The sequence below is a fragment of the Curtobacterium sp. MCPF17_047 genome (genome assembly GCF_003234045.1).
GTDB lineage: Bacteria > Actinomycetota > Actinomycetes > Actinomycetales > Microbacteriaceae > Curtobacterium.
Map to the genome: position 1 here is coordinate 164720 of NZ_QKSF01000008.1, position 23755 is coordinate 188474.

The following is a 23755-nucleotide window of genomic DNA, read 5'->3' on the forward strand; positions in this document are numbered from 1 at the left end:
CTACCTCCGGGCGATCAGGGTGCGGACGCCGTCGCCGGCGAGGTTGGACACGAGGCTCAGGAGGAGCACGGCGGCGCCCGGCACGACCGGGACCCACCAGGCGCTGAGCAGCAGCTGCGTGTTGGCGGCCGTGTCCGCACCGAGCTCCGCGGCCGGTGCGGGCTGCCCGAGGCCCAGGAAGGACAGCCCGGCGAGCAGCAGCACGACGTTGCCGATGTCGAGGCTCGCCGTCACGATCGCGGTCGGGACCGCGCCGGGCAGCACGTGCCGGAGGACGAGCCGGGCACGACCGACACCGGCGAGCCGGGCTGCCTCGACGTGCGGACGGGTGACGGTGGCGCGGACCTCGGACCGGATGATCCGGGCGTAGTACGGCCACCAGACGACCGAGATGCCGACGAGGGTGTTCGTCAGGCCCGGTCCGAGGGCTGCGACGATCGCGATCGCCACGAGGGTCGAGGGCAGAGCGAGGAACAGGTCGGTGACCCGCATGAGCACGCTGTCCACCCAGCCGCCGGCCACGCCCGCGGTGGCGCCGACGACCCCGCCGACGACGAGTCCGACGGCCACCACGGCGAGCGCCGACAGCCACGACGTCTGCAGGCCGAAGAGCGTGCGGGAGAGCACGTCCCGCCCGATCGAGTCGGTGCCGAACAGGTGCCCCGGGGTGCCGATCGGCAGCTGGGCCACGGCGACGGGCTGGATCGGGTCGTCGGGTGCGATGAGCCGGGCGACGAGGGCCAGGACGGTGAGCGCGACGAGGAGCCCGACGAGCACCTGGGCCGTGCGGCGTCCGGCGTGCACCCCGGAGGTCGGCCGGAGCGTCCAGCGCGGTGCGACGACGGCGGCGCTCATGCGGGCACCGCGATCTCCGGCACGGACGCCACGAGCGTGCGGGTGTACTGCTCCTGCGGGTCGTGGATCACCGCGTCGGCGGGCCCGGTCTCGATGACCCGGCCGCGTTCGACGACGGCGATGTGGTCGCCCATCAGCCGGGCGACGGCCAGGTCGTGGGTGACGAACAGCACGGTCATGGCGAGCTCCCGACGCATGTCGCGGATGGTGTTGAGGGTCACGGCGGCCAGCGAGGCGTCGAGGGCGCTCGTCGGTTCGTCGCAGAGCAGGACCGCGGGCCGGACGATGGTGGCGCGGGCGAGGGCCACACGCTGCCGCTGGCCGCCGGACAGGTCGGCGGGCCGGAGGCGGGCGACGCTGGTGGGCAGACCGATCGCGTCGAGCGCCTCGGCGACGCGGCGGTCGGTCTCGGTGCGGCCCAGACGCGCGGGGACGAGTCGTTCGCGGAGGGTCTCGCCGACCGTCATCCACGGGGTGAGCGAGGACCCCGCGTCCTGGAACACCATCTGGGCGCCGCCCTCGGCGACGGTGATGCGACCGGACCGTGCGGGGACGAGTCCGGCGACGGCGCGGAGGACGGTGGACTTGCCCGATCCGCTCTCGCCGACGATCGCGAGGGACCGTCCGGCCGGCACCCGGAAGCTGACGCCGCGGACGGCCTCCACGGTCCGGGCGCGGCGTCCGCGGCCGGTCGTGTAGGTGCAGACCAGGTCCTCGACGACGACGGCGTCCGCCGGGGTGGGGGCGCCGGTGGTGCGCCGGTCTGGCTGCGGTGGGCGGGCCTCCCGCGTGTGGACGTCCGCTGTGTGGACGTCCACTGTCGGCCGGGAGGCCCGTCCCGCGTCGTCCACGTCGGTCACCGCGGTCGGGTCGGTCGCGGTCCCGCCCCCGGTCGCCCGGACCGTGTCGGCGTCCCGCCAGCACGCGGCGGTGTGGTCGGGGGCGGGGACGGAGGCGTCGAGGCCGGGCATCTCGGTGGCGCACCGGGCGACGGCGAGCGGACAGCGGGCGCGGTAGGGGCAGCCGACCAGGCGCTCGACGGGGTCGAGCGTGTCTGCCGGCAGTGCGGGGAGCCGGGCCTCGCGGTCGAGCGCGAGCGACAGGCGTGAGCGGAGGAGTCCCGCCGTGTACGGGTGTGCCGGGGCGCTGAGGACCGCCGCGGTGGGTCCGACCTCGGCGAGCCGTCCGGCGTACATGACGGCGATCCGGTCGGCGATGCGGGACGCGACGCCGAGGTCGTGGGTGATGAGCAGGACGCTGCAGCCGTGGTCGTCGCGGAGTTCCTGCAGGAGGTCGAGCAGCTGCGCCTGCACGGTGACGTCGAGCGCGGTGGTGGGCTCGTCGGCGACGATCAGGGCGGGGCGACCGGCCATCGCGATGGCGGCCATCACCCGCTGCCGGAGTCCGCCGGAGAGTTCGTGCGGGTAGACGCTGAACCGCAGGTCGGGGTCGGGGACGCCCATGCTGTCGAGGAGCGCCACGGCTCCGGCCCGGTCGGGTCCGGCCTCGGTGATCTGCCGGCCGATCCGCATCGTCGGGTTGAGGGACGTCATCGGGTCCTGGAAGACTGCACCGAGCGAGGACCGTCGCGCTGCGCGGCGTTCGGCGTCCGTGCCGTGCACCATGTCGGTGCCCTGCACGGTGACCGTGCCGGTGACCTCGGGTCGCGCGGCGTCCGGCAGCAGGCCGAGCAGGCTCATCGCGAGCATGCTCTTGCCGGAGCCGGACTCCCCCACGAGCCCGACGATCTCGCCCGGCGCGATGTCGAGGTCGATGCCGCGGAGCACCTCGGACCGTGCCCCGTCCCGCTCGAGGGAGACGTGCAGGTCGCGGATCGTCGCGGTCGTCATGCGCTCGGCTCCCTGGTCTGTGCGGCAGTGGTCCCGGCTGCCGTCTCGGCTGCGGCGAGGTGGGCGGCGATCGCCCGCGGCTGGGTGAACCAGACGCGGTCGCGGTGCGCCGTCATGTGCCGGAGTGCCCGGTCGAGGGCGCGCAGGCGGAACGGGGCGCCGGAGATGAAGGAGTGCACGACGACGCTCATCACGAGCGGCTGGTCGGCGGAGCGGTCGAGCAGCTCGTCGAACTCGTCGACCACCATGTCGGCGAACTCGGCGGCCGACGCGCCGCGGCCGATGACGGTCGTGCTGTCGTTCACCTCGAGGGCGTAGGGCAGCACGAGCAGGTCCCCGTTGCCCGTCGGGACGGTGACGGGTCGGTCGTCGAGCCGGAGGTCGAGCAGGTACCGGTACCCGCTGCCGACCAGGCTGTCGAGCGTGGACGTGGTGTGGCTGAGCCAGGGGCTCGACCACCCGCCCGGGGCGGTGCCCTCCTCCGCGGTGATGCGGGCGGCGACCCCGGCGACGTACGCGGCCTCGCCGGCGGCGGACATGCCGACCAGGGAGTCCGAGTTCGACGTGCCGTGGCCGACGAACTCGGCACCGACCTCCCGCGCGGCCCGGATGACTTCGGGCGCGGTGTCGTAGACGGCCGTGTTGAGGAGCACGGTCGGCGGGATGCCCGCGCGGTCGAGTCGCTCGAGCAGCCGGAACGCCCCGACGCGGTTGCCGTAGTCCCGCCATGAGGTGTTGACGAGGTCCGGGGCGGCGACGTCGGGCACGATGTCCTCGGTCCGGCCGACGCCGAAGCGGTACTCCTCGAGCCCGACGGCGACGTAGACGGCCAGGCGCTTGCCGTCCGGCCAGGCCGGGCCACCGGGAGCGGTGATCGGCCGGTAGGGCCAGAGGTCGTGCCCCGGTGCGGTGGCCCGGAGGGTGTCGTCGGCGGTCATGCGGTGATCCCGTTCGTGGTGGTCCGGTGTGCGGGTGCGATGCCGCGGTCGGGCAGGCCGAGGTCGGTCGCGGCGGCGCGGCGGACGACGGCGGCGTAGGCGGGCCGGAGCCGGTCGGCGTCGGCCCAGGTGCGCTCGAGGGCCGGGCGACGGGCGGCGTGCAGTTCGCGGGCCTCGGCGAGCAGGGCGTCCTCGTCGACCGAGGTGACCCGGCCGGCCTCGGCGACGACCGTCCCGGCGACGACCGTCATCCGCACGCTGGTGCCGGACTCGCAGTAGACGAGCTGGCCCCGCAGGTCGTTGAACGGGGTGAAGGCGGACGCGTGCAGGTCGAGGAGCGCGAGGTCGGCCTCCGCCCCGACCGCGATGCGTCCGACCGTGCCGAGCGTTGTCCGGCCGTCACGACGCATGGCCGCGGCCCCGCCCGCCCAGAGCGCGTCGAGCACCTCCGCCGGTCGCGGCCAGCGGTCCGGGTCGTCGCCGGTGACGGTGTGGATGAGACCGGCCTGCTTGACGACACCCCAGGTGTTCACGGTGTCGTCGCAGATCGCCTCGTCGACGCCGAGCGCCACCCGGATGCCGCGGTCCCGCATCGCGCGGAACGGCATCACGCCGCTGCCGAGCCGCAGGTTCGACACCGGGTTGTGCGCGACGACCGCGTCCGCCGCGGCGATCAGGTCGAGGTCGTCGTCGTCGACCCACACCGCGTGGATGACGTTCACCCGGTCGCTGAGCAGCCCGAGGTCGGCCGTGTAGCGGACCAGGCTCCGTCCGGCGAACCGCGGCTGGCCGCTCGACGGGTGCGAGAGGGCACGCTGCGTCCGCGTCTCCAGCATGTGGGCGAAGAGCGGCACGTCGTGGGTGCGGCTGAGGTCGTCGAGCGCGCCGAAGTACTCCGGCGAGACCCGCTGGGGTGCGGAGATCGACACGGCCGCGGTGAGCCGACCGTCGGCCGCCCCGTGCCAGTTCCGGAACAGGTGGTCGTAGGCGTCGAGCAGTTCCGCGGCGGTTGCGGGAGCCGGGGCGTGCAGCGCTCGGGTCGTCGCCTCGTCGAGCCCGTCGATGCTGATGTCGCGGAGGAACGGCAGCTTCTCGACGTCGGGCAGCTCCGGCTGGTCGAGCGCGACCGAGGCCCGGATCCCGCTGTCCGCGTACGCCTGCATGACGGCGTCGATGACCTCGGGGTCGGGTGCTGGCATGAGGAACGCGTCGTCCTGCACGCTGGTCGTCCCGGTACGGAGCATCTCGAGGGCGCCCAGCATCGTCCGGAGGTACGCCTCCCGCGGAGTCGGCGTGAGTGCCGGGTCCGACGGGGACTCGTAGAGCATGAAGGTCTCGAGCGGTCGGCTCGGGAACGCGCCCTTGAGGTGGTTCGCCGGCGAGTGGAAGTGCGCGTTGACGAGCCCCGGCAGCACGATGTGGCGCCCGTGGCCGTCGACGACCCGGGCGTCGGCCGGCGCCGCGGCCCGCGCGGTCGGACCCACGACGGCGATCGTCGTCCCGGTCACGAGCAGGTCCGTCGGGCCGGTCATGCCGGACGGCTCGTCGGGCGCCCACAGCAGGACGTCGGTGAACAGGACGCTCATCCCCACACCTCCCCGGTGGTGGCCGAGCCGACGGGCTCGGCGAAGGTGGAGGCGCGGGAGGTCGTGATGCCCTGCGCCAGGAGTCCCTCGACGGCGACGGTCGCCGCGGCCACACCGTCGATCACCGGCACCCCGAGCGAGGTGCGGAGGGCGCCGACGAGTCCGGTGAGGCCGGCGCACCCGAGCACCACGGCCTCCGCGCCGTCCGTCGCCAGGGCGGTGCGGGCCTCCTCGGCGAACGCGGCGTAGGCCGGACCGGCACCGGACTCGATGTCGGCGACCGCGACGTCGACCGCCCGGACGGTGCACCGGTGGCCGAGCCCGAGGGCGCGGACGACACGGTCGGTCATCGCGATCGTCCGCGGCGGCATCGTGATCACGGTGAAGCGGTGGGCGACGAGCGCGGCGGCCTGCAGTGCGGCCTCCGTCATGCCGACGACGGGTCCGGCGGCGCGTTCGCGGGCCGCGTCGATGCCGGTGTCGCCGAAGCAGGCGATGACGTAAGCGTCGACGCCGTCCGCCTCGCCACGCTCGACCTGGGCGAGGACGCCGGCGGCACCGAAGACCTCGTCGACGGCGGTCTCCACGGACACCGGGGCGGTGGACGAGCAGCTGGCCGTGACTGTGGTGCCCGGTCGGGCGACCGCGCGGGCCGCCGACGCGACGGCGTCCGTCATCAGCTGACTCGTGTTCGGGTTGAGGACGCGCACCTCGGTCACCGGACCGCTCCCGTCGTCGTCGTGGCTGTCGCTGTCGCTGTCGCTGTCGCTGTCGCTGTGGCTGTCGCTGGCGTCGTCTGTGCGTCCGCTCGCGCCGGTTCGGTGTCGGCGAGCAGCCCCGCCACCCCGTGTGCGCCGATCGCGACGCGCGCTGCGGCGGCACCCGCCCGCGCGGCCTCGACCGGGTCGCCCCCGCGGACGGTGGCGGCGGCGAAGGCCCCGCAGAACGCGTCCCCGGCTCCGGTGGAGTCGACGGGCTCGACGGCGACGGTCGGGACTGTGGTCACGCCTCCCGCGGTCGCGACCAGGCAGCCGCGCTCGGCGGTCTTCACGACGACGACGTCGGGGCCGGCGGCGAGGAACCGCCGAGCCGCGGCCTCCAGGTCGGTCGTCCCGGCGAGCCGGACGGCCTCCAGCTCGCTCGGCAGGAACACGTCACAGGTGGCGAGCAGCGCGAGCAGTTGGTCCTCGTGCCCGAGCACGTAGTCCTCCTGCAGGTCGAGCAGGACGGTGGCGTCGGTCCGCTCACGGAGCCACGGCCCCAGGGCCAGCTGCGCACCGAGCGACATCGCGGACACCAGGACCGCGCTCGCGGTCAGGGCGTCGGGACCGACGTCCGCCGGGTACACCGACATGGCGTCGAACGCGGCCTCGCCGTCCAGCAGGTCCCACGTCCGGCTGCCGTCGGGTGCGTAGGTCACGCGGTTGCGGATGGTGCGACCGGTTCGCGGACGCGTCGGCTCGACGCGGATGCCGCGGTCCACGACGGCCTGGAGGAGCGTGGCCGGCAGGTCGGTCCCCACCGGGGCGAGCATGCGGACGTCCGCCAGCTCGCGACGGGCGGCGAGGGCGGCGAAGAGCGCGTCGCCACCGAGCGCCGTGGTCGTCGCCCCGTCGACCACGAGGTCGTCGATCGTCAGGTTCCCGATGCACAGGAGCGAGTCAGCCATGCCGGGCCTCCGCGGTGGTGAACTGCGCCATCGCCAGCAGGTACCCGGTGAGCTGCGCGGGCAGGACGGTGAGCAGCGGGCTGAGGGGCTCGGCGATCGCCGGCACGACGACGACCTCGTCCGCGATCGCGTCGAAGGCGTCGACGCCCTCGGTCGTGACGACGTACACCGCGCCGCCGAACCGCTTCGCCTCGCTGGCGGTGTGCACGGCCCGCGGCACGGACGGCCCGGCCGGCGCGATGACCCAGATCGGTTCGCCGCGCTTCAGCGAGTTGTAGTGGTGGAACTCCTCGACCTGGATCGCCTCGGCGTGGTCGGGCGTGCACTCCTTGACCTTCGCGGCGCCGATGATCGCGCTGCCCCAGCTCGGACCGGCACCGGAGAACAGGAACGTACCCGCTCCCTGCTCCCGCTCGGCGATCGCGCGGAGGCGGGGCTCCGTGGTCGCGATGACGTGCTCCATCAGCTCCGGGACCGCCGCGAGCTCCCGGCGGAGCCCCTCGGCCGCCGGCACCCCGGTGCGGACACCGACCCGGGTTGCGAGGTCGAGCAGCAGCGCGAGTGCGGTCGTCGAGGACTGGGTGGGCCAGCCGACCCGCGTGGCCCTGAGCCGCAGGGTGCGTGCGGACTCGACGTCGAGGGTGGAGCCCGCCGTGTTCGTGATGGCGACGACCAGGGCTCCGGCGTGCTGGGCCATCAGCGCGGCCTCGACGGTGCGGGTGGTCTCCCCCGAGCTCGACAGCGCGATCACGACGCTGCGCTCGGTGACGAGCGGGGCGCCGTAGTAGGCCAGCTCCAGGCTCTGCACCGGCTCGACGGGGACGCGGAGCATCTGCTCGAGCACCTGGCGGGCGGCGATCGCGACGGCGAGTGAGTCCCCGGCGCCGGTCACGAACACGCGGTCGACCTCGGACCGGGCGATCAGGGCGGCGAGTTCGTCCAGGTCCTCGTCGTTCGCGGCGAGGGTCTCGCGGATCCGGTCGGGCTGGGCGATCAGTTCCGGGAGGGTCGCCTCGTCCCGGGCACGGCGTTTCGGGTCGAGGGGGTGGTCGGTCGGCAGCGCGACGATCGAGGCGTGCTCGGCGGCGGAGACGCGTTCGACGACCTGCTGCTGACGGGCGTCGAGCGGGCTGTCGACACCGATGAACGGGCTCGGCGGGGTGCTGGTCATGCGCGGTGTCCTGTCGTGTCGAGGGTCCGGCCGAAGCGGGCGGCGGTCTCCGGGTCGATGCGGGCGTCCGGGGCGCTCGAGCGCTTGATCGCGCTGCCGAGGACCACGCCGTCGGACCGGCGGACGGCGTCGGCGATCGTGTCGAGCGACACCCGGCCCCCGACCACGAACGGCACGTCGGCGACGGCGCGCAGCCGTTCGATGTCGTCGAGGGCGTCGGCGACTCCGCTGTCACGGGTGACGACGAGCACGTCCGCGAGGCCGAAGTCGTGCGCCTCCTTGTCCGCCCACGCGGGGCTCCCGGCCAGCGCCAGGCTCGTGGCCTCGTGCACGTCCGCCCAGACCTCGACGTCGGCACCGAGTCGGCGGCGCATCGTCGCGACGTCGTGGGCGCACCCCTCGATCCAGCCGGTCGGGCCGACGGAGACGCCGGTGAGGACCTTGACCCGCACGAACCTCGCCCCGATGGCGTGGGCGATGGCGACCGCACTCGGGCCGTCGTTGTGACCGACGACCACGCCGACCGGGACGTCCACGGCCCGGGTGACGGCAGCGCCGACGACGGCGAGCGCGGCGACGGTGGGGGCGTCGACGCGGACGGCCTGGGGCATGTCACTGGCGTCCTGCACCATCACGTGCGTGAAGCCCGCGGCGACCAGCGCGGCGGCGTCCTCAGCGGCCCGTTCGGCGATCGTCGAGACGGGCACGCCGGCGTAGTTCACGGCGCCGGGCAGGGGCGGGAGGTGGAGGACTCCGACGAGGCGGAACGGGGCGAGAGGCACGAGCGAAACGGTATACAGTTCCGCGTTTCGGTCGCATGAACGCGTGTTTCAGCCAGATGAAGCGCGTCGCTCGACATCACATTCTGACCGAGAACCCCAGATCAGGAGCTGTGCGCTCGGTTTCGACCCGCGGGCAGTCCGGATCGGATCAGCCCGGGCAGACGAATCTGTATACGGTCAGTCGGCGGTCGGGGGCGCGGTCGTCGTGACGCCGCGCTCGCGCTCGAACCGCGCGCGCTCCTCGGCCTCGATCTTCGTGTACGCGGCACGCTCGGTCCGGTCGGCACGGATGATCGCGCGCATGATGAACCAGAAGATGACACCGAGCAGGATCGTCGGGGTCAGGGCGAAGACGACTCCGGAGACGATTCCATGCGGCATGGTCCCATCGTACGTCGTGCTGCCCGAGGGACCGAGCTCGCAGGCTCTCGCAGGCTCCCTCGGGGCTGGCGTCGCGCGCCGCTGGCGCGTCGCCCTGAGCTCCAGCGCCCTACTTGACCAGGGGGAAGAGGATCGTCTCGCGGATGCCCAGGCCGGTGATCGCCATCAGCAGCCGGTCGACGCCCATGCCCATGCCACCCGACGGGGGCATCGCGTGCTCGAGTGCCCGCAGGAACTCCTCGTCGACGCGCATCGCCTCCGGGTCACCGCCGGCGGCCAGACGGGCCTGCTCGACGAACCGCTCCCGCTGGACGACCGGGTCGACGAGCTCCGAGTACGCGGTGGCGAGCTCGAAGCCACGGACGTAGAGGTCCCACTTCTCGACGACTCCTGGGCGGGTGCGGTGCTCCCGGGTCAGGGGCGAGGTGTCGACCGGGAAGTTCATGACGAACGTCGGGGCGTACAGCTTGTCCCCGTTGAAGTGCTCCCAGAGCTCTTCGACGTACTTGCCGTGTGTGGCGTGTGCGACCTCGACACCCTCGGCGTCGGCGAGCGCCTGCAGCTCGGACAGCGGCGTCTCCGGGGTGATCTCGTGGCCGGACGCCTCGGACAGCGACTCGTACATGTCGAGTCGTGCCCACTCGCCGCCGAGGTCGTAGTCGCTGCCGTCCGGCAGGGTGACGACGAGCGAGCCGCCGGTGACCGCACGGGCGGCGTTCTGCACCAGCTCCTGCGTCAGGTCGGCCATCTGCTCGTAGTTGCCGTACGCCTGGTACGCCTCGACCATCGCGAACTCGGGCGAGTGCGACGAGTCGGCGCCCTCGTTCCGGAAGTTCCGGTTGATCTCGAACACCCGGTCGATGCCACCGACGACGGCGCGCTTGAGGAACAGCTCGGGTGCGATGCGGAGGAACAGCTCGGTGTCGAAGGCGTTCGAGTGCGTGACGAAGGGCCGCGCGGAGGCGCCACCGTGCTGGGTCTGCAGCATCGGGGTCTCGACCTCGAGGTACTCGTGCGACGTGAAGGTCTGGCGGAGCGAGGACATCACGGCAGCGCGGGCCCGGACGGTCTTGCGGGCGTCCTCGCGCACGATGAGGTCGAGGTAGCGCTGGCGGACCCGGGTCTCCTCGTTGAGCTCGTTGTGCAGGTTCGGCAGCGGCAGGATCGCCTTCGCCGCGATCGCCCAGTCGTCGACCATGATGCTCAGCTCGCCGCGGCGCGAGGAGATCACGCGGCCGTGCACGAACACGTGGTCGCCGAGGTCGACGAACTCCTTCCAGCGGGCCAGCGACTCGTCGCCGACCTCGGCCAGGGAGACCATCGCCTGGATGCGCGAGCCGTCGCCGGACTGCAGCGACGCGAAGCAGAGCTTGCCGGTGTTGCGGGAGAACACGATGCGGCCGGCGACGCCGACGACGTCCTGCGTCTCCTCACCGGTCTCGAGGTGCGCGTACTGCGCGCGGACCGCCGGGATCGTCGTGGTGATCGGGAGTTCGGCCGGGTAGGCCTCGATCCCGGACTCCAGCAGGCGCGCGCGCTTGTCCAGCCGGACCTGACGCTGCTCGCTGGTCTCCTGCTCGGCCAGTGCGGCGGCGTCGGCGACCGCGGTCTCGGTGGTGGCGGGGGCGGTCTCGTCGGTCATGCTGGTGCGGCTCCGGAGGTCGTGGGGGATCGCGTCGATGCTACCCGCCCGGCCGCGCTCGGCCGGGACACCGGATGGACGGCGGACACGGCGGTCCGGGCTCGCGGCCGGGTTCAGATCGCGGACTGCCCGTCGGCCGCCGTCAGCGCGTTGTCGACCGCCGAGCGGACGAGTGCCCCGAGGACGCGCCCCGGGTGCTCGACACCGATGCCGGACAGGGTGCCGGCGGACTGGTCGACGATCGCCGTCGAGAAGCTCACGGCCGCCCGGACCGCGTCGGCGTAGGCGGGGCGGTCCCGCTCGGCCACGACGAACGGCTCGGCACCCATCTCGACCACCAGGGCCTGCGCGATCGGCAGCACCGGCGCGGGAGCGGTGACGGCGCAGTACGCGTCCCGCAGGCGGCTCAGGTCGACGCTCGTGCCGGTGAAGGCCATCGCGGGGTGGATCGCGAGCGGGATCGCCCCGGCGCGCATCGCCGGCGCGAGGACGTCGACCCCGTGGTCGGGGCTGGTGTGCACGACCAGCTGCCCGGGCTGCCAGATCCCCGCGTCCGACAGACCCTGCACGAGCGACGGCAGCTGGTCGTCCGGTACGGCCAGGAGCACGAGTTCGCTCCGCTCGACGAGCTCCGGCGTGCCGAGCACGGGCGCGCCGGGCAGCATCGCCTCGGCCCGGTCGCGACCGGCGTCGGAGACGGCGGTGATCCCGACGACGGCGTGCTCGGCGTTCGCGAGCGCGGCACCCAGCACGGGGCCGACGCGTCCGGCGCCGATGATCCCGATGCCGAGTCGTCCGGCCCTCACCGCACGGCTCCGGGTGCGGGGACGGCGGTCCAGACGGGAGGCCCGTCCTGCGTCAGCCACGCCGGTGCGGCGGGCGCGGCACCGGTCCACTGCCCGGGCAGCTGCCCTGATGCGTGCGCGGGCTCCTGCGCGTGGCGACCCGGCGTACCGGAGGTGGGTCGAGCCTCCCGGCCGTCACGCCAGCGGTGCGACGTGTCGGTCGCGGCGGCCTCGACGGCACGCTCGGTCGTGCCGGACCAGAGCCGCTGCGCGTCCCCGGCGTCGAGCGCGCCGACGCGGGCGGAGACCGGACCGCTGACGGTGTGCACGTGCACCGAGGCCAGGCGGAGTGCGCGCTCCAGCGGTCCCTGCGTGACCTTGACGCTCTGGACACGCGGCAGCGGCACGACCACGAGCGAGCGCCAGACCGCGCCGAGCCGGAGCAGCACCGCGCCGGGCACGAAGCGGTAGCCGTTGCGGGACGCCGACAGCGGGCGCAGCCAGCGACCCCGTCGGGGCGAGTGCACGAAACCACCGCGGTCGCCGCTCGTGGTGAGGCTGTCGTCGACGACACCCACGGCCTCGGCGGATCCCTCGCGCAGGCGTTCCATCGACGCTTCCGGACCGACGACGGCGGAGCCGACGAGCTCGGGCAGGATGATCTCGAGGACCTGCCGGACCTCGGCCGCGGTACCGACCGGCAGCACGATCGACGAGACCTGCTGGTTCGTGGACGCCCCGTTGCCGGCGTTCGTCGCCCGGTTGATGCGGATGTCCCACCAGCCGAACGGCCGCCACAGCAGCGGCTGCGCGACGCTCACGGCATGGATGCGCCCGGGCGGCAGCGTCTCGTTCGAGGTCGAGAACAGGCCGAAGCCGATCCGGATGCCGTCCCGGGTGTCCGCGATCGTGTAGCGCAGCGACTTCGAGAACTTGCGGACGTAGTAGCCGCCGGCGCCGATGACGGCCGGGAACAGCGACACGAGCAGGAAGTACTGGCCGGTCAGGCTGATGCTCACGATGATCGCGACGACGAGCAGCAGGATCACCACGGTCGTGCCGGAGAGCAGCATCGACACAATCAACCGACCCGGGTGGACGCGGACCACCCGGGTGGCGTGCACGGCCTCGGGGTCGAGCTCGGGTGCCAGGAACTCGTCCACCCGGCCCTGCAGGACGCCGCCGCCCGGACCGGCGGACCGGGGCTGGTCGGTGTCCTTCGCGCCCGAGGCGAGCACCAGGATGCGCTGCCGCAGGTCGTCAGCGGCCTTTGCACCGAGGTAGGCGAGCTGCACGTTCGCGTCGTTTCCGGCCTGCGCGACCTCGAGCTTGGCCGTGCCGAAGACCCGTGGGATCAGCGGCCGCGAGATGTTGATCCCCTGGATCCGGTCGAGCCGGGCCTTGCGGTGGGTCCGGAAGACCACGCCGGAGCGGACCTCGACGATCTCACCCGTGACCCGGAACTCGTGCATCCGCCAGGACAGGTAGAACAGGCCGATCAGCACCAGGAGCAGCACCGCCACCCCGAGCAGCACCCAGCCGACGACACCGTGCTCGTACACGTAGCGGACCGGGTCGCCGTCCTCCTGCGGCCCGCCTTCGCCGGGGATGAAGACCTCGACGATCTGGTCGCGGAGGTTGTTGAGCACGTAGCCCAGGATCACGACGAGGAAGATGCCGCCCTTGAGCAGCGGTGTGAGCGGGTGCAGCCGGTGCCACTCGCCGTCGGTCAGGGGCGCGGCCGCGGCAGGGTCGCCCTTGCGCGGTGGTGCGGGGATCGAGGCGTCCGGTCGGAACGACACGTGCGACCTACAGCCCGGCGCGACGGGACTCGGCGAGCTCGACGAGTCGGTCGCGGAGGTCGTCCGCCTGACCGGCCGGGATGCCGGGGATGCGGATGTTCGACGACGCGGCCGCGGTCACGAACTTCAGCTCGCTCATGCCGAGCACCCGGTCGAGCGGGCCCCGGTTGACGTCCACGAGCTGCAGTCGGCCGTACGGCACCGCGGTGAAGCGCTGCCACATCAGTCCGCGGCGCAGCACCAGGTCGTCGTCGCGCAGGGCGTACCCGATCGACCGGATGCGCCGCGGGGTGAGCGCTGCCGTGACGATCGCGATGGCCGCGACGACCGCACCGATGACGAACCAGACGAGTCCGGCCGTCCCGCCGGTCCCGCCGCTGGCGACGCCGATGAGCACCAGGCCCGCCGTGACGACGCCGCCGATGACGATCGTCGCGATGAGGTCGGTCCAGACGAGCTTCGCCGAGACCCGCGTCCAGGTGATGCCGTCGAGGCCCATGCCGGCGTCGTCGAGTCGGCGTGGTTCGTCCATCCGATGAGGTTCGTCGAGTTCGGGCGGCATCGGGGTCTCCTGGTCTGCGGTGGTCGGTCCGCGTCGACCGACCGGGCCGGTCACGCCGTGGTGCTGCCCCGCCCGTCGTGGTCGTCCTCGTCCGTCGGCGGCGCGATGCACATCCGCTCGGCGACGAGGGCGCACACGGTCAGTACGATCCCGCCGCCGAACGCCACCGCGTTCGGCAGGGTCGAGCCTAGCGAAGGCAGGACGGACCGGGACAGGAGGTACACGAGCAGCCCGAGGGCGAACGCGCCGAACAGCGCCCCGCAGATGCTCGACGCCTTCGCCAGGAACACCACCCGGGTCGCGTACATCGGGTCCACCCGGCGTCCGTCGTTCCGGCCCCGGGTCTGCCGACGGATCGGCGCGGCCATGAACAGCAGGGCGATGCCGATGAACACGAGCGTCAGGCCGAGGGGGACCGACATCAGCAGCGTCGGCGACTGCCGTGCGGTCAGGGCGGTGTCGACCGCGAAGCCGGCGACGGCCGCGACGACGGCGACGCCGATCAGGGTGGAGGCCCGGGTCGGCTTCACGGGGTGACCTCCGGCGCGGCGCGGTCGAACAGGCGGGGTTCGTCGACCCGGCCGGTGTCGTCGCCCAGCGCCGCGAGCAGGGTCGTGACGGACCCGTGGCCCGGCAGCACCGCCTCCGGGTCGGCGTCCGCCCAGGGCGCGAGCACGAACGCCCGCTCGTGGGCGCGCGGGTGGGGCACGGTGAGTGTGTCGGTGTCGATCCGCAGGTCGTCGAGGGCGATCACGTCGAGGTCGAGCGTGCGGTCGCCCCAGCGGACGTCGCGGGTGCGGCCGTGCGCGTCCTCGATGCCGTGCAGTGCGTCGAGCAGCTCCTGCGGCGCCAGGTCGGTCTCGACGACCACGACGCCGTTCCGGTACCGCGGCTTCGTCGTGTCGAGGCCGTCCAGGGTGAGGGCGACGGACTCGACCTCACGACTCGAGGCCACCGGACGGACACCGGGCAGCGCGGCGACGGCGGCCGCGGCGGCACGGAGGGTGCTCCCCCGGTTTCCGAGGTTCGCACCGAGGGCGATGACGGCGCGCGTCACGCTCCTTCCTCGAGCTGGTCGCTCTCGCCGGCGGCCGCATCGTCAGGGCGCACCGCGGACTCGCGCCGGATGGTGATCGACACGTCGGTGAACGGCACGGTGATCGGGGCCTGCGGCTTGTGCACCGTGACCTCGGTCGCCAGAGCGGCACGGTGCGTCAGGACGGCCGCGGCGATCCGCTCCGCCAGCGTCTCGATGAGGTCGACCGGGTCACGTTCGATCTCGGCGACGACCTGCTCGGCGAGCACCCCGTAGTGCACGGTCTCGGCCAGGTCGTCCGAGTCGGAGGCGGCGGTCGCGTCGACCTCGACGGCGACGTCGACGACGAAGTCCTGTCCGTCGGCGCGTTCGTGGTCGAAGACCCCGTGGTGCCCGCGTGCGCGGACTCCGACGAGGCGGATGGTGTCCCTCATGATCGAGCTGCCCTCCAGGCGTCCCAGACGTCGAGTACGGCGCGGGTCGGCGCCGGGTCGTGCACACGGACGCCCCAGGCGCCGCGTTCGGCCGCCAGCAGGCTGATCGCCGCCGTGGCCAGGTCTCGGTCGACCGGGGGTGCCCCGGCCGCGCTGCCGACGCCGTCCAGGAACCGCTTGCGGGACGCCGCGACCAGGACCGGCAGACCGATCGAGGCGAAGCGTTCGTAGCCCGCCAGGATCTCCCAGTTCTGCTGCCCGCGCTTGGCGAACCCCAGGCCCGGGTCGATGACGACCTGCTCCTGGCGCACGCCGAGGACGATGAGTTCGGCGACCCGGAGTTCGACCTCGCGCCGGACTTCCTCCACGGCGTGGGTGTACTCGGCGTTCCGGTACATCCGGTCACTGTGGCCGCGCCAGTGCATGACGACGAAGCCCACGCCGGTCTCGGCGACGACCCGGGACATGTCCGGGTCGACGAGCCCACCGGAGACGTCGTTGACGATCACGGCACCGAGCTCGACCGCGCGTTCGGCGGTGCTGGCGTTCATCGTGTCGACACTCACCGCGATCCCCTCGGAGACCAGCTGCTGCACGACCGGCAGGACGCGCTCCTGCTCGACGTCCACCGGGACCCGTTCCGCCCCGGGCCGGGTGGACTCCCCGCCGACGTCGACCAGGTCGGCCCCGGTCGCGACCAGGTGCCGGGCGTGCTCGAGTGCCGCGTCGACGGCCAGGTGCAGGCCGCCGTCGCTGAACGAGTCGGGGGTGACGTTGAGGATCCCCATCACGCGGGTGCCCTCGGGGGTGGAGCGACCGCGGCGACGGCCGGTCACGATCTCCGGCACCGGTGCGGGTGCTCGGAGGTCGATCGCGACCGTCGCCGGCGCTGCTGCTGCTTCGCGGGCCCGGCTCACCTCGGCGAGCCGACGCGACCGTCTCGTCGGCAGGTCGGTCATGCCGGCCTACGCGGGGGCGATACCGGGGTTGCCGAACGGGCGGTGACGACGCGGCTTCGAGGCGTCGATCCCGACGGGCTCCTCGGCCATCGCGGCGGCCTTGCCCGGGACCTCGATCGCGGGCAGGTCGCTCACCGGACGCTTGTCGCTCGAGAGCCACTGCGGGCGCTCGGGCAGCTTGCGGACGTCCTTGAAGATCTCCACGAGCTCCGGAGCGTCGAGCGTCTCCTTCTCGAGGAGTTCACCGGCCAGGCGGTCGAGGATGTCGCGGTTGGCGTTGAGCACCTGGTAGGCCTCGTCGTGCGCGGCCTCGAGCAGGGCGCGGGTCTCGGCGTCGACGGTCTCGGCGATGTTCTCCGAGTAGTCGCGACCGGTGCCGCCGCTCATGTCACGACCGACGAACGGCTCGCTGGACCCGGAGCCGAGCTTGACGGAACCGACCGCCTGGCTCATGCCGTACTCGGTGACCATCTTGCGGGCGGTGCCGGTGGCCTTCTCGATGTCGTTCGACGCACCCGTGGTCGGGTCGTGGAACACGATCTCCTCGGCGACACGGCCGCCCATGGCGTAGGTCAGCTGGTCGAGCAGTTCGTTGCGCGTGACGGAGTACTTGTCCTCGAGCGGCAGGACCATCGTGTAGCCGAGGGCCCGACCACGCGGCAGGATCGTGATCTTCGTCACCGGGTCGGTGTGGCGCATCGCTGCGGCCGCCAGGGCGTGACCACCCTCGTGGTACGCGGTGATGAGGCGCTCCTGGTCGGACATGATCCGGGTGCGGCGCTGCGGGCCGGCCATCACGCGGTCGACGGCCTCGTCCAGCGCACGGTTGTCGATGAGCTGCGCGTTCGACCGGGCGGTCAGCAGCGCGGCCTCGTTGAGGACGTTCGCCAGGTCGGCACCGGTGAAGCCCGGCGTCTTCCGGGCGAGCAGCTCGAGGTCGACGCTCGCGGCGAGCGGCTTGCCCTTCGCGTGCACCTCGAGGATCTGCTTGCGACCCTGCAGTCCGGGCGCGTCGACGCCGATCTGCCGGTCGAAGCGGCCCGGGCGGAGCAGCGCGGGGTCGAGCACGTCGGGACGGTTCGTCGCGGCGATGAGGATGACGTTCGTCTTGCCGTCGAAGCCGTCCATCTCGACGAGGAGCTGGTTCAGCGTCTGCTCGCGCTCGTCGTTGCCGCCGCCGATGCCGGCGCCACGGTGACGTCCCACGGCGTCGATCTCGTCGATGAAGACGATGGCGGGCGAGTTCTGCTTGGCCTGGTCGAAGAGGTCACGGACGCGGCTCGCGCCGACACCCACGAACATCTCGACGAAGTCCGAACCGGAGATCGAGTAGAACGGCACCCCGGCCTCGCCGGCGACGGCGCGGGCGAGCAGGGTCTTGCCGGTTCCGGGAGGGCCGTAGAGGAGCACGCCCTTCGGGATCCGGGCGCCGACGGCCTGGAACTTCGCGGGCTCCTTGAGGAACTCCTTGATCTCGTGCAGTTCCTCGATGGCCTCGTCCGCACCGGCCACGTCGGCGAAGGAGACCTGCGGGTTCTCCTTGTTGTTCATCTTGGCCTTGGACTTGCCGAACTGCATGACCTTCGAGCCGCCGCCCTGGGCGCTCGAGAGCAGGAACCAGAACAGGGCGCCGATGAGCAGGAACGGCAGCAGCGTCAGCAGGAGCGACACCAGGACGTTCGACTGCTGGACGTGGTCGTTGTAGCCCTTGGGCAGGTCGGCCTGCGAGACCGCCTCGACGACCTCGGTGCCACGGGGGGTCGAGTAGTAGAACTGCTCGGTGCCGCCGTCGTTGCGGAGCGTGAGGTCGACCCGCTGCTCGGTGGAGTTGACGACGGCCGACGAGACCTTGCCGTCCGAGAGCTGCTCGAGGCCCTTCTGGGTGGAGATCTCCTGGGTGCCGGACTGGGCGATGAACGTCCATCCGACGAAGATCCCCACGACTGCGAGCAGTATCCAGATGTACGGCCCGCGGAGGATGCGCTTGAAGTCCATGTGATCCGGGCCCGACGGCCCGACACCTTTCTGCTGCCTGAAGTGCGTGCCGCTCAGCATACGGCCGTCACTCTGTGGCGAGAATGGGTGTCCTCTGCGGGCGAACTCCACGGATCAGGAGCATCGCCCTGCGGACGACGCCCCTGGCACCCGCTTGCACCTGACGTCGCGGTCGCACCTGACGTCCCGGTCGCGCCTGGCGCCCGGTCGCGCCTCATGCCCGGGGCGGATCAGGAGTAGACGTGCGGCGCGAGGATGCCGATGCCGCGCAGGTTGCGGTAGCGCTCGTCGTAGTCCAGGCCGAACCCGACCACGAACGCGTCCGGGATCTCGAAGCCGGCGTACTTGACGTCCACCTCGACCTTGGCGGCCTCGGGCTTGCGGAGCAGGGCGACGATCTCGACGCTGGCGGCCCCGCGGGACTGCAGGTTCTGCTTGAGCCAGGACAGCGTCAGACCGGAGTCGATGATGTCCTCGACGATGATGACGTCGCGGTCGTGCAGGTCGGTGTCGAGGTCCTTGAGGATCCGCACCACGCCGGACGACTTCGTGCCGGAGCCGTAGGACGACACCGCCATCCAGTCCATCCGCGCCTGCATCTTGAGGTGGCGGGAGAAGTCGGCCATGACCATGACCGCGCCCTTCAGCACGCCGACGAGGAGCGGGTCGCGCCCGGCGTAGTCCCGGTCCACCGCAGCGGCGAGTTCGGCGATCTTGTCGTCGATCTGCTCGGGGGTGAAGAGCACTTCGGAGAGGTCGGCCTGCACGTCGGAGAGTTCCACCGGACCAGCCTAACCGCCCGCGTGCGGCTCCCTGGCGGCGAAGGACACCCGTTCGCCCGTCCGCGTGGCACGGACACCGGGCAGGTCGATCGGTCCCTGGCCGTGCCAGTCGGTCACGAGCCGGCAGACCTCGAGCGTCTGCAGTCGGGACAGGGTCACGCCGAACTCGCTCTCGACCGCGAGTCGGACGAGTCGCTGCCGGAGTGCCGGTGGGTTCGCGGCGAGCTGCGGCACGGACAGCGAGATGCCGGCCTCGGAGTGCTCGGCGAGGTCCTCCGCCATCTCCTCGGCGAAGTGGTCGAGGGCCGCGGAGTCCTCGCGCAGCTGGTCGGCGGTGCGGGCCAGGGCCTCCGGCACACCGGGTCCGAGCTCCCGCTCGAGGACCGGCATCAGCGCGTTCCGCACCCGCACCCGCGTGTGCGCCGGGTCCTCGTTCTGGGGGTCGTCCCACGGGTCGAGTCCGGAGGCGGCACAGGCCTGACGCGTGGTCGCCCGACGCAGCGCGAGCATCGGCCGCGCGAGCGAGGGCCCCGGCCGGTCCGGCCGCACCAGCGGCGCCATGCCGGTCAGGCTGTCCGGTCCGCTCCCCCGCAGCAGGCCGAGCAGGACCGTCTCGGCCTGGTCGTCGAGCGTGTGGCCGAGGAGCACGAGGGGTGACCACTGGGCGGCCGCGACCGACGTGATCGAGGCGTAGCGGGCCTCCCGGGCGGCGGCTTCCGGACCACCCGCGGTCCCGACGTCGACACGGTCCACGACGACCGGCGCCAGCCCGAGCGAGGCGGCCTGCCGGGAGGCCCGTGCCGCGACCGCCTCGGAACCCGCCTGCAGCGCGTGGTCGACCACGACCGCGCCGGCGCGCAGGCCCTGCTTCGGTGCCTCGAACGCGGTGGCCGCCGCGAGGGCGAGCGAGTCGGCTCCGCCGCTCAGCGCCACCAGGACGAGGTCGCCCGGTGCGACGACCTGTTCGTCGAGCGCGCGGGCCAGCGCGGTGCGGACCGCCAGACGGACGGCGGCGACGGCGGGATCCAGCCGGGGACGCTCGGTGTTCACCCGGTAACGTTAGCCGGGCCGTCCCGACGGCCGACAGACCACCACCGGAAGAACCAAGGAGTGCACATGGCCGCGTACGACGTCGTCGTCGAGATCCCCAAGGGCAGCCGCAACAAGTACGAGGTCGACCACGAGACCGGTCGCGTGTACCTGGACCGCGTGCTCTTCACCTCGTTCGTCTACCCGACGGACTACGGCTTCTTCGAGCAGACCCTGGCCGACGACGGCGACCCCGTCGACGCGCTGCTGCTCCTGGAGTACCCGACCTTCCCGGGCGTGGGCGTCAAGGTCCGCCCGGTCGGCGTCTTCAAGATGAGCGACGAGGCCGGCATCGACGCGAAGGTCCTCGTCGTCCCCGCGAAGGACCCGCGCTGGGCACACATCCAGGACATCTCGGACGTGGACGACCAGACGAAGGCCGAGATCGCACACTTCTTCGAGCGCTACAAGGACCTCGAGCCGAACAAGTGGGTCAAGGCCGAGGGCTGGGGCGACGCCGCCGAGGCCGAGGCCATCGTGCAGGCCGGCCAGGCCGCGTACGTGCCCGCGGGTCACTGACGCTCGTCTGCTGACACGCGAACGGCCCGGTCCCCTCGTGGGGCCGGGCCGTTCTGCGGTGTTCGGGGCTACAGGGCGCCGCTCGGACGGGCGACGTACGGCAGGAGCTGGCTCGGGGTCCACACCGCACGCTCGACGACGCCGACACCCGGGCGGGCGGCCTCGACCATCCGCCCGTTGCCGGTGTAGATCGAGTCGTGGTAGCCGCCGGATGCCGCACCGTTGGTCGAGTAGAACAGGATGTCGCCCGGCTGGCGCTGCGACAGCGGCACCAGGCGGCCGATCGAGCCGAAGTAGTTGTACTGCCAGACGACGTTGTGCCCACCGGTCGTGATGCCCTGCGAGTTGTAGGCCATCATCACCAGGCCGGAGCAGTCCCAGACGTTCGGGCCGGCACCGCCCAGGACGTAGGCCTTGCCGAGCTGTCCGCGGGCGTACGCGATCGCGCCGGCGGCCTTGGACGGGCTGCTGACGACCGGGGCCGGCGCGGGCGCGGGCGCAGCGGGCTTCGGGGCCGCGGGCTTCGGCGCTGCGGGCTTCGGCGCAGGTGCGGCCGGCTGCGGTGCGGGCTGTGGGGCGGTCGGCTTCGGGGCGACGGGCTTCGGGGCGGCCGGCTTCGGCGCTGCCCCGGTACCACCCGAGGGCGCGGACGACGAGGGGTTCGACGTCGACGGGTTCGAGGTGACGGGCTTCGACGCGGGCGGGACGTCGGTCGTCGATCCGCCTGGACCGCCCGCGCCGCCGTTCGCTGATGCGGGACGCGCCGCGTCGCGCTTCGCCTGGGCGGCGAGCTGGATCTCGGCCTGCTTCGCCTGCTGCGCCGACCAGTACGCCTGCTCGGTGGCCACCGAGGTGCCCCTGATGAACGCGAGCTGCTCGAGGACCTCGTCCTGCTTCGCCTGCCCGGACGCCAGCGCGGACTGTGCGTTCGCGGCGACGTCGTTCGCGCTGTCGAGCGCGTCCTTCGTCTTCTCGGTCGCGGCGGTCAGGGCCTTCGTCGCCTGCCGCTGTTGCGCGGCGAGGGCATCCACGGTGCGCTGGTCCGACTGCGCCTTGTCGAGCACGGTCGCGGACCGCTCGGACAGGTGCGTCATCGTGCCGACCTGGTACAGCAGGTCCTTCGCGTCACGGGAGTCGACGAGCATCGACGTGGACAGGTCACCGCCACCCGAGCGCGAGAGTTCGACGACGAGGGCCGCGACCTGGCCGGCGGACCGCTTCGCCGCCGCCTTGGCACGCTTCGCCTGACCGGTAAGACCGTCCAGCGTGTCCTTGGCCTCCTGCTGCTGCGACGCTGCGAGGGAGTACCGCTGCCCCGCCTCCTGCACGGTGGCACCGGTGCGGTCCACGGTGGCCTGGAGGCTCGACATGCGTGCCGTCAGGGCGTCGACCGTCCGCTGCTTCGCGGCCTGGTCGTCCTTCGCCGCCTGCACGTCCTTCCACGACGGAGCGGACGGGGCCGCCTGCGCCGGGACGGCCACCACGAGCGAGAGCCCGAAGCTGAGCATCGAGACGGTGGCGAGACTGCAGACGAGGGAACGTGCAGGCTTCTTCATGCGGGTCAGTGCCTCCTGGCAGTGCTCGTGCTCATACCGAGATCCCCCGCGCTGCCATGAAGGGGACGGGATCGACGGCTGCGCCGTTCACCCGGGTCTCGAAGTGCAGGTGGCAGCCGGTCGACCAGCCGGTCGAACCGACCTGCGCGATCTGCTGTCCTGCGGTGACGTGCTGGCCGGCGGCGACCATGATGCCGCCGTTCACGATGTGCCCGTAGGCCGTCGAGATGCCGCCACCGTTGTCGAGGATGACCTCGTTGCCGTAGCCGCCGCCGTTGCCCGCGAAGGTCACGGTGCCGGACGCTGCAGCGTAGATCGGCGAGTAGCAGGCCGGGGCGAGGTCGACGCCCGCGTGCAGTGTGTAGACGTGCGTGTACGGGTCGACGCGGAGGCCGTAGGGGCTCGACTGGAAGCCGGCGGCCGGGCGTACCCATCCGGACGAGTTCGCGGCGCCGCCGCCGGACGCGCCGCCACCGGACGCCGGGACACCCGCGGTCGCTGCGGCCGGGAGTGCCCGGGCGGCTGCGGCAGCCGCGGCGGCACGCTCCCGGGCGAGACGCGCCTGGCGCTCCTTCTCGATCTTCACGCCCTTCTCGTACCCGGCCTGCGTCGTCTTCGTCTTCGACGTCAGGAGGGCGAGTTGGGCCTCCAGGCGGTCCTGGTTGGCGGCCTGGGCGGCCACGGCGGCCTGCGCCTGGTCCGCGGCGCTCTGCGCGGCGCGCATCTTCACCTGGGCCTGGGCGGCGAGCTCGCCGAGCGCGTCCTCGGCGACCTTCGACTTGTCGGCGAGGGCCTGGGCCGTCCCGCGGTCCTGGCTCGCCTCGGAGTAGATCCCGTCCGCCTGCTCGGTGAGCTTCGACATGGCGCCGAGCTCGTAGAGCAGGTCACCCGAGGCGGAGGGCTTGGTGAGGAGGTCCGTGGTGACGTCCTGTGAACTGGAGCGGCCGAGCTGGGCGGCGAGCTGGCCGGCCTGCGCCTCGGAGGCTGCCGCGGTCTTCTCGGCGTCGTCCGCCTGCGACTGGAGCTTCCGCTGCTCGAGCGCCTTGCGGTCGTAGTCCGTCTGCGCGTCCTGGTACGCCGTACCGGCTGCGGCGGCGGCCTTCTCCTTCGCGGCGGACTGCGACTGCAGTTGCGCGATGAGGCCCCTGATCTCGGTGACCTTGGCGGCCTGGTCCGACTGCGACTGCTTGGCGGCCTGCACGTCGTCCCAGCTCGGGTACGTCGCGGCCGAGGCAGCACCCGACGGCACGAGGGCGACGAGGGCCCCGGCCTGCTACTCGCCGATCTACGCTGCAGCGTCCGGCACCGTGACCTTCGCGTGCAACGGCGGCGGCTACGGCAACCAGGTCCTCCTCGACCACG

Annotated in this window: 23 protein-coding genes; 1 reads left to right on the forward strand and 22 read right to left on the reverse strand. The window is 72.7% G+C overall.

Annotated features, from left to right (window positions below):
* From DEJ33_RS10265 to tilS, 20 genes are all read right to left on the reverse strand, one after another.
* Positions 1-855 carry an ABC transporter permease gene (locus tag DEJ33_RS10265; RefSeq protein ID WP_111194879.1) on the reverse strand — a complete coding sequence of 285 codons (855 nt, stop codon included), beginning with the start codon at positions 853-855 and terminating at the stop codon, positions 1-3.
* A complete protein-coding gene (locus DEJ33_RS10270; protein ID WP_111194880.1) occupies positions 852-2705 on the reverse strand; it encodes an ABC transporter ATP-binding protein in 1854 nt (617 codons plus the stop codon). The genes DEJ33_RS10265 and DEJ33_RS10270 overlap by 4 nt, the downstream gene beginning before the upstream one ends.
* Positions 2702-3643, reverse strand: a complete 942-nt coding sequence (locus DEJ33_RS10275) for a polysaccharide deacetylase family protein (protein ID WP_220034474.1) — start codon at positions 3641-3643, stop codon at positions 2702-2704. The genes DEJ33_RS10270 and DEJ33_RS10275 overlap by 4 nt, the downstream gene beginning before the upstream one ends.
* Entirely contained in the window at positions 3640-5229 is a 1590-nt protein-coding gene (locus DEJ33_RS10280; RefSeq protein WP_111194881.1) for an amidohydrolase family protein, read from the reverse strand. The genes DEJ33_RS10275 and DEJ33_RS10280 overlap by 4 nt, the downstream gene beginning before the upstream one ends.
* Positions 5226-5948, reverse strand: coding sequence for an aspartate/glutamate racemase family protein (locus DEJ33_RS10285; protein WP_220034475.1), 723 nt, complete (start codon positions 5946-5948; stop codon positions 5226-5228). Before DEJ33_RS10285 ends, DEJ33_RS10280 begins: the two co-directional genes overlap by 4 nt.
* Entirely contained in the window at positions 5945-6898 is a 954-nt protein-coding gene (locus tag DEJ33_RS10290) for a carbohydrate kinase family protein (RefSeq protein WP_111194882.1), read from the reverse strand. Before DEJ33_RS10290 ends, DEJ33_RS10285 begins: the two co-directional genes overlap by 4 nt.
* Positions 6891-8069, reverse strand: a complete 1179-nt coding sequence (locus DEJ33_RS10295) for an SIS domain-containing protein (RefSeq protein WP_111076884.1) — start codon at positions 8067-8069, stop codon at positions 6891-6893. The genes DEJ33_RS10290 and DEJ33_RS10295 overlap by 8 nt, the downstream gene beginning before the upstream one ends.
* Positions 8066-8851, reverse strand: a complete 786-nt coding sequence (locus DEJ33_RS10300) for a BtpA/SgcQ family protein (RefSeq protein WP_181437291.1) — start codon at positions 8849-8851, stop codon at positions 8066-8068. The genes DEJ33_RS10295 and DEJ33_RS10300 overlap by 4 nt, the downstream gene beginning before the upstream one ends.
* A 177-nt stretch (positions 8852-9028) precedes the next feature.
* A complete protein-coding gene (locus tag DEJ33_RS10305) occupies positions 9029-9232 on the reverse strand; it encodes a hypothetical protein (RefSeq protein WP_111075251.1) in 204 nt (67 codons plus the stop codon).
* Between the two features lie 109 nt (positions 9233-9341).
* Positions 9342-10874, reverse strand: a complete 1533-nt coding sequence (lysS, locus tag DEJ33_RS10310) for a lysine--tRNA ligase (protein WP_111194884.1) — start codon at positions 10872-10874, stop codon at positions 9342-9344.
* A gap of 113 nt (positions 10875-10987) precedes the next feature.
* Entirely contained in the window at positions 10988-11680 is a 693-nt protein-coding gene (locus DEJ33_RS10315) for a Rossmann-like and DUF2520 domain-containing protein (protein ID WP_258374557.1), read from the reverse strand.
* Positions 11677-13461, reverse strand: a complete 1785-nt coding sequence (locus tag DEJ33_RS10320; RefSeq protein WP_111194885.1) for a PH domain-containing protein — start codon at positions 13459-13461, stop codon at positions 11677-11679. Before DEJ33_RS10320 ends, DEJ33_RS10315 begins: the two co-directional genes overlap by 4 nt.
* Positions 13462-13468: 7 nt before the next feature.
* Positions 13469-13993 carry a PH domain-containing protein gene (locus DEJ33_RS10325; RefSeq protein WP_181432849.1) on the reverse strand — a complete coding sequence of 175 codons (525 nt, stop codon included), beginning with the start codon at positions 13991-13993 and terminating at the stop codon, positions 13469-13471.
* 80 nt (positions 13994-14073) lie between these two features.
* Complete coding sequence (locus tag DEJ33_RS10330; RefSeq protein WP_111194886.1) at positions 14074-14553, reverse strand: DUF3180 domain-containing protein; 480 nt, start codon at positions 14551-14553, stop codon at positions 14074-14076.
* On the reverse strand, positions 14550-15080 hold the full coding sequence (gene folK / locus DEJ33_RS10335) for a 2-amino-4-hydroxy-6-hydroxymethyldihydropteridine diphosphokinase (RefSeq protein WP_111194887.1): 531 nt from the start codon (positions 15078-15080) through the stop codon (positions 14550-14552). The genes DEJ33_RS10330 and folK overlap by 4 nt, the downstream gene beginning before the upstream one ends.
* A complete protein-coding gene (gene folB, locus DEJ33_RS10340; RefSeq protein WP_111194888.1) occupies positions 15077-15493 on the reverse strand; it encodes a dihydroneopterin aldolase in 417 nt (138 codons plus the stop codon). The genes folK and folB overlap by 4 nt, the downstream gene beginning before the upstream one ends.
* Positions 15490-16452: a dihydropteroate synthase gene (gene folP, locus DEJ33_RS10345; RefSeq protein WP_111194889.1), complete on the reverse strand. Its 963-nt coding sequence runs from the start codon at positions 16450-16452 to the stop codon at positions 15490-15492. The genes folB and folP overlap by 4 nt, the downstream gene beginning before the upstream one ends.
* Before the next feature lie 6 nt (positions 16453-16458).
* Complete coding sequence (gene ftsH / locus DEJ33_RS10350) at positions 16459-18447, reverse strand: ATP-dependent zinc metalloprotease FtsH (RefSeq protein WP_110904451.1); 1989 nt, start codon at positions 18445-18447, stop codon at positions 16459-16461.
* A gap of 230 nt (positions 18448-18677) precedes the next feature.
* On the reverse strand, positions 18678-19229 hold the full coding sequence (gene hpt / locus DEJ33_RS10355) for a hypoxanthine phosphoribosyltransferase (protein WP_110904452.1): 552 nt from the start codon (positions 19227-19229) through the stop codon (positions 18678-18680).
* A gap of 9 nt (positions 19230-19238) precedes the next feature.
* Positions 19239-20279 (reverse strand): tRNA lysidine(34) synthetase TilS, encoded by a 1041-nt coding sequence (tilS, locus tag DEJ33_RS10360; RefSeq protein ID WP_111194890.1) that lies wholly within the window; start codon positions 20277-20279, stop codon positions 19239-19241.
* Between the two features lie 66 nt (positions 20280-20345).
* Between tilS and DEJ33_RS10365 the strand changes: the two genes are divergently transcribed.
* On the forward strand, positions 20346-20837 hold the full coding sequence (locus DEJ33_RS10365) for an inorganic diphosphatase (protein ID WP_111076893.1): 492 nt from the start codon (positions 20346-20348) through the stop codon (positions 20835-20837).
* A gap of 68 nt (positions 20838-20905) precedes the next feature.
* Here the strand turns inward: DEJ33_RS10365 and DEJ33_RS10370 are convergent, their stop codons facing one another.
* Both DEJ33_RS10370 and DEJ33_RS10375 read right to left on the reverse strand, forming a co-directional pair.
* Positions 20906-22393: an NlpC/P60 family protein gene (locus DEJ33_RS10370; protein ID WP_111194891.1), complete on the reverse strand. Its 1488-nt coding sequence runs from the start codon at positions 22391-22393 to the stop codon at positions 20906-20908.
* A gap of 31 nt (positions 22394-22424) precedes the next feature.
* Positions 22425-23594 (reverse strand): M23 family metallopeptidase, encoded by a 1170-nt coding sequence (locus tag DEJ33_RS10375; protein WP_146242593.1) that lies wholly within the window; start codon positions 23592-23594, stop codon positions 22425-22427.
* Positions 23595-23755: the final 161 nt, after the last annotated feature.

Coding starts and splice junctions, on each gene's coding strand:
- DEJ33_RS10290 (WP_111194882.1), bottom strand. CDS start 6,898: ATGGCTGACTCGCTCCTGTGCATCGGGAACCTGACGATCGACGACCTC.
- lysS (WP_111194884.1), bottom strand. CDS start 10,874: ATGACCGACGAGACCGCCCCCGCCACCACCGAGACCGCGGTCGCCGAC.
- DEJ33_RS10265 (WP_111194879.1), bottom strand. CDS start 855: ATGAGCGCCGCCGTCGTCGCACCGCGCTGGACGCTCCGGCCGACCTCC.
- DEJ33_RS10270 (WP_111194880.1), bottom strand. CDS start 2,705: ATGACGACCGCGACGATCCGCGACCTGCACGTCTCCCTCGAGCGGGAC.
- DEJ33_RS10275 (WP_220034474.1), bottom strand. CDS start 3,643: ATGACCGCCGACGACACCCTCCGGGCCACCGCACCGGGGCACGACCTC.
- DEJ33_RS10280 (WP_111194881.1), bottom strand. CDS start 5,229: ATGAGCGTCCTGTTCACCGACGTCCTGCTGTGGGCGCCCGACGAGCCG.
- ftsH (WP_110904451.1), bottom strand. CDS start 18,447: ATGGACTTCAAGCGCATCCTCCGCGGGCCGTACATCTGGATACTGCTC.
- DEJ33_RS10365 (WP_111076893.1), top strand. CDS start 20,346: ATGGCCGCGTACGACGTCGTCGTCGAGATCCCCAAGGGCAGCCGCAAC.
- DEJ33_RS10325 (WP_181432849.1), bottom strand. CDS start 13,993: ATGGACGAACCACGCCGACTCGACGACGCCGGCATGGGCCTCGACGGC.
- DEJ33_RS10370 (WP_111194891.1), bottom strand. CDS start 22,393: ATGAAGAAGCCTGCACGTTCCCTCGTCTGCAGTCTCGCCACCGTCTCG.
- folP (WP_111194889.1), bottom strand. CDS start 16,452: ATGACCGACCTGCCGACGAGACGGTCGCGTCGGCTCGCCGAGGTGAGC.
- folB (WP_111194888.1), bottom strand. CDS start 15,493: ATGAGGGACACCATCCGCCTCGTCGGAGTCCGCGCACGCGGGCACCAC.
- DEJ33_RS10305 (WP_111075251.1), bottom strand. CDS start 9,232: ATGCCGCATGGAATCGTCTCCGGAGTCGTCTTCGCCCTGACCCCGACG.
- DEJ33_RS10295 (WP_111076884.1), bottom strand. CDS start 8,069: ATGACCAGCACCCCGCCGAGCCCGTTCATCGGTGTCGACAGCCCGCTC.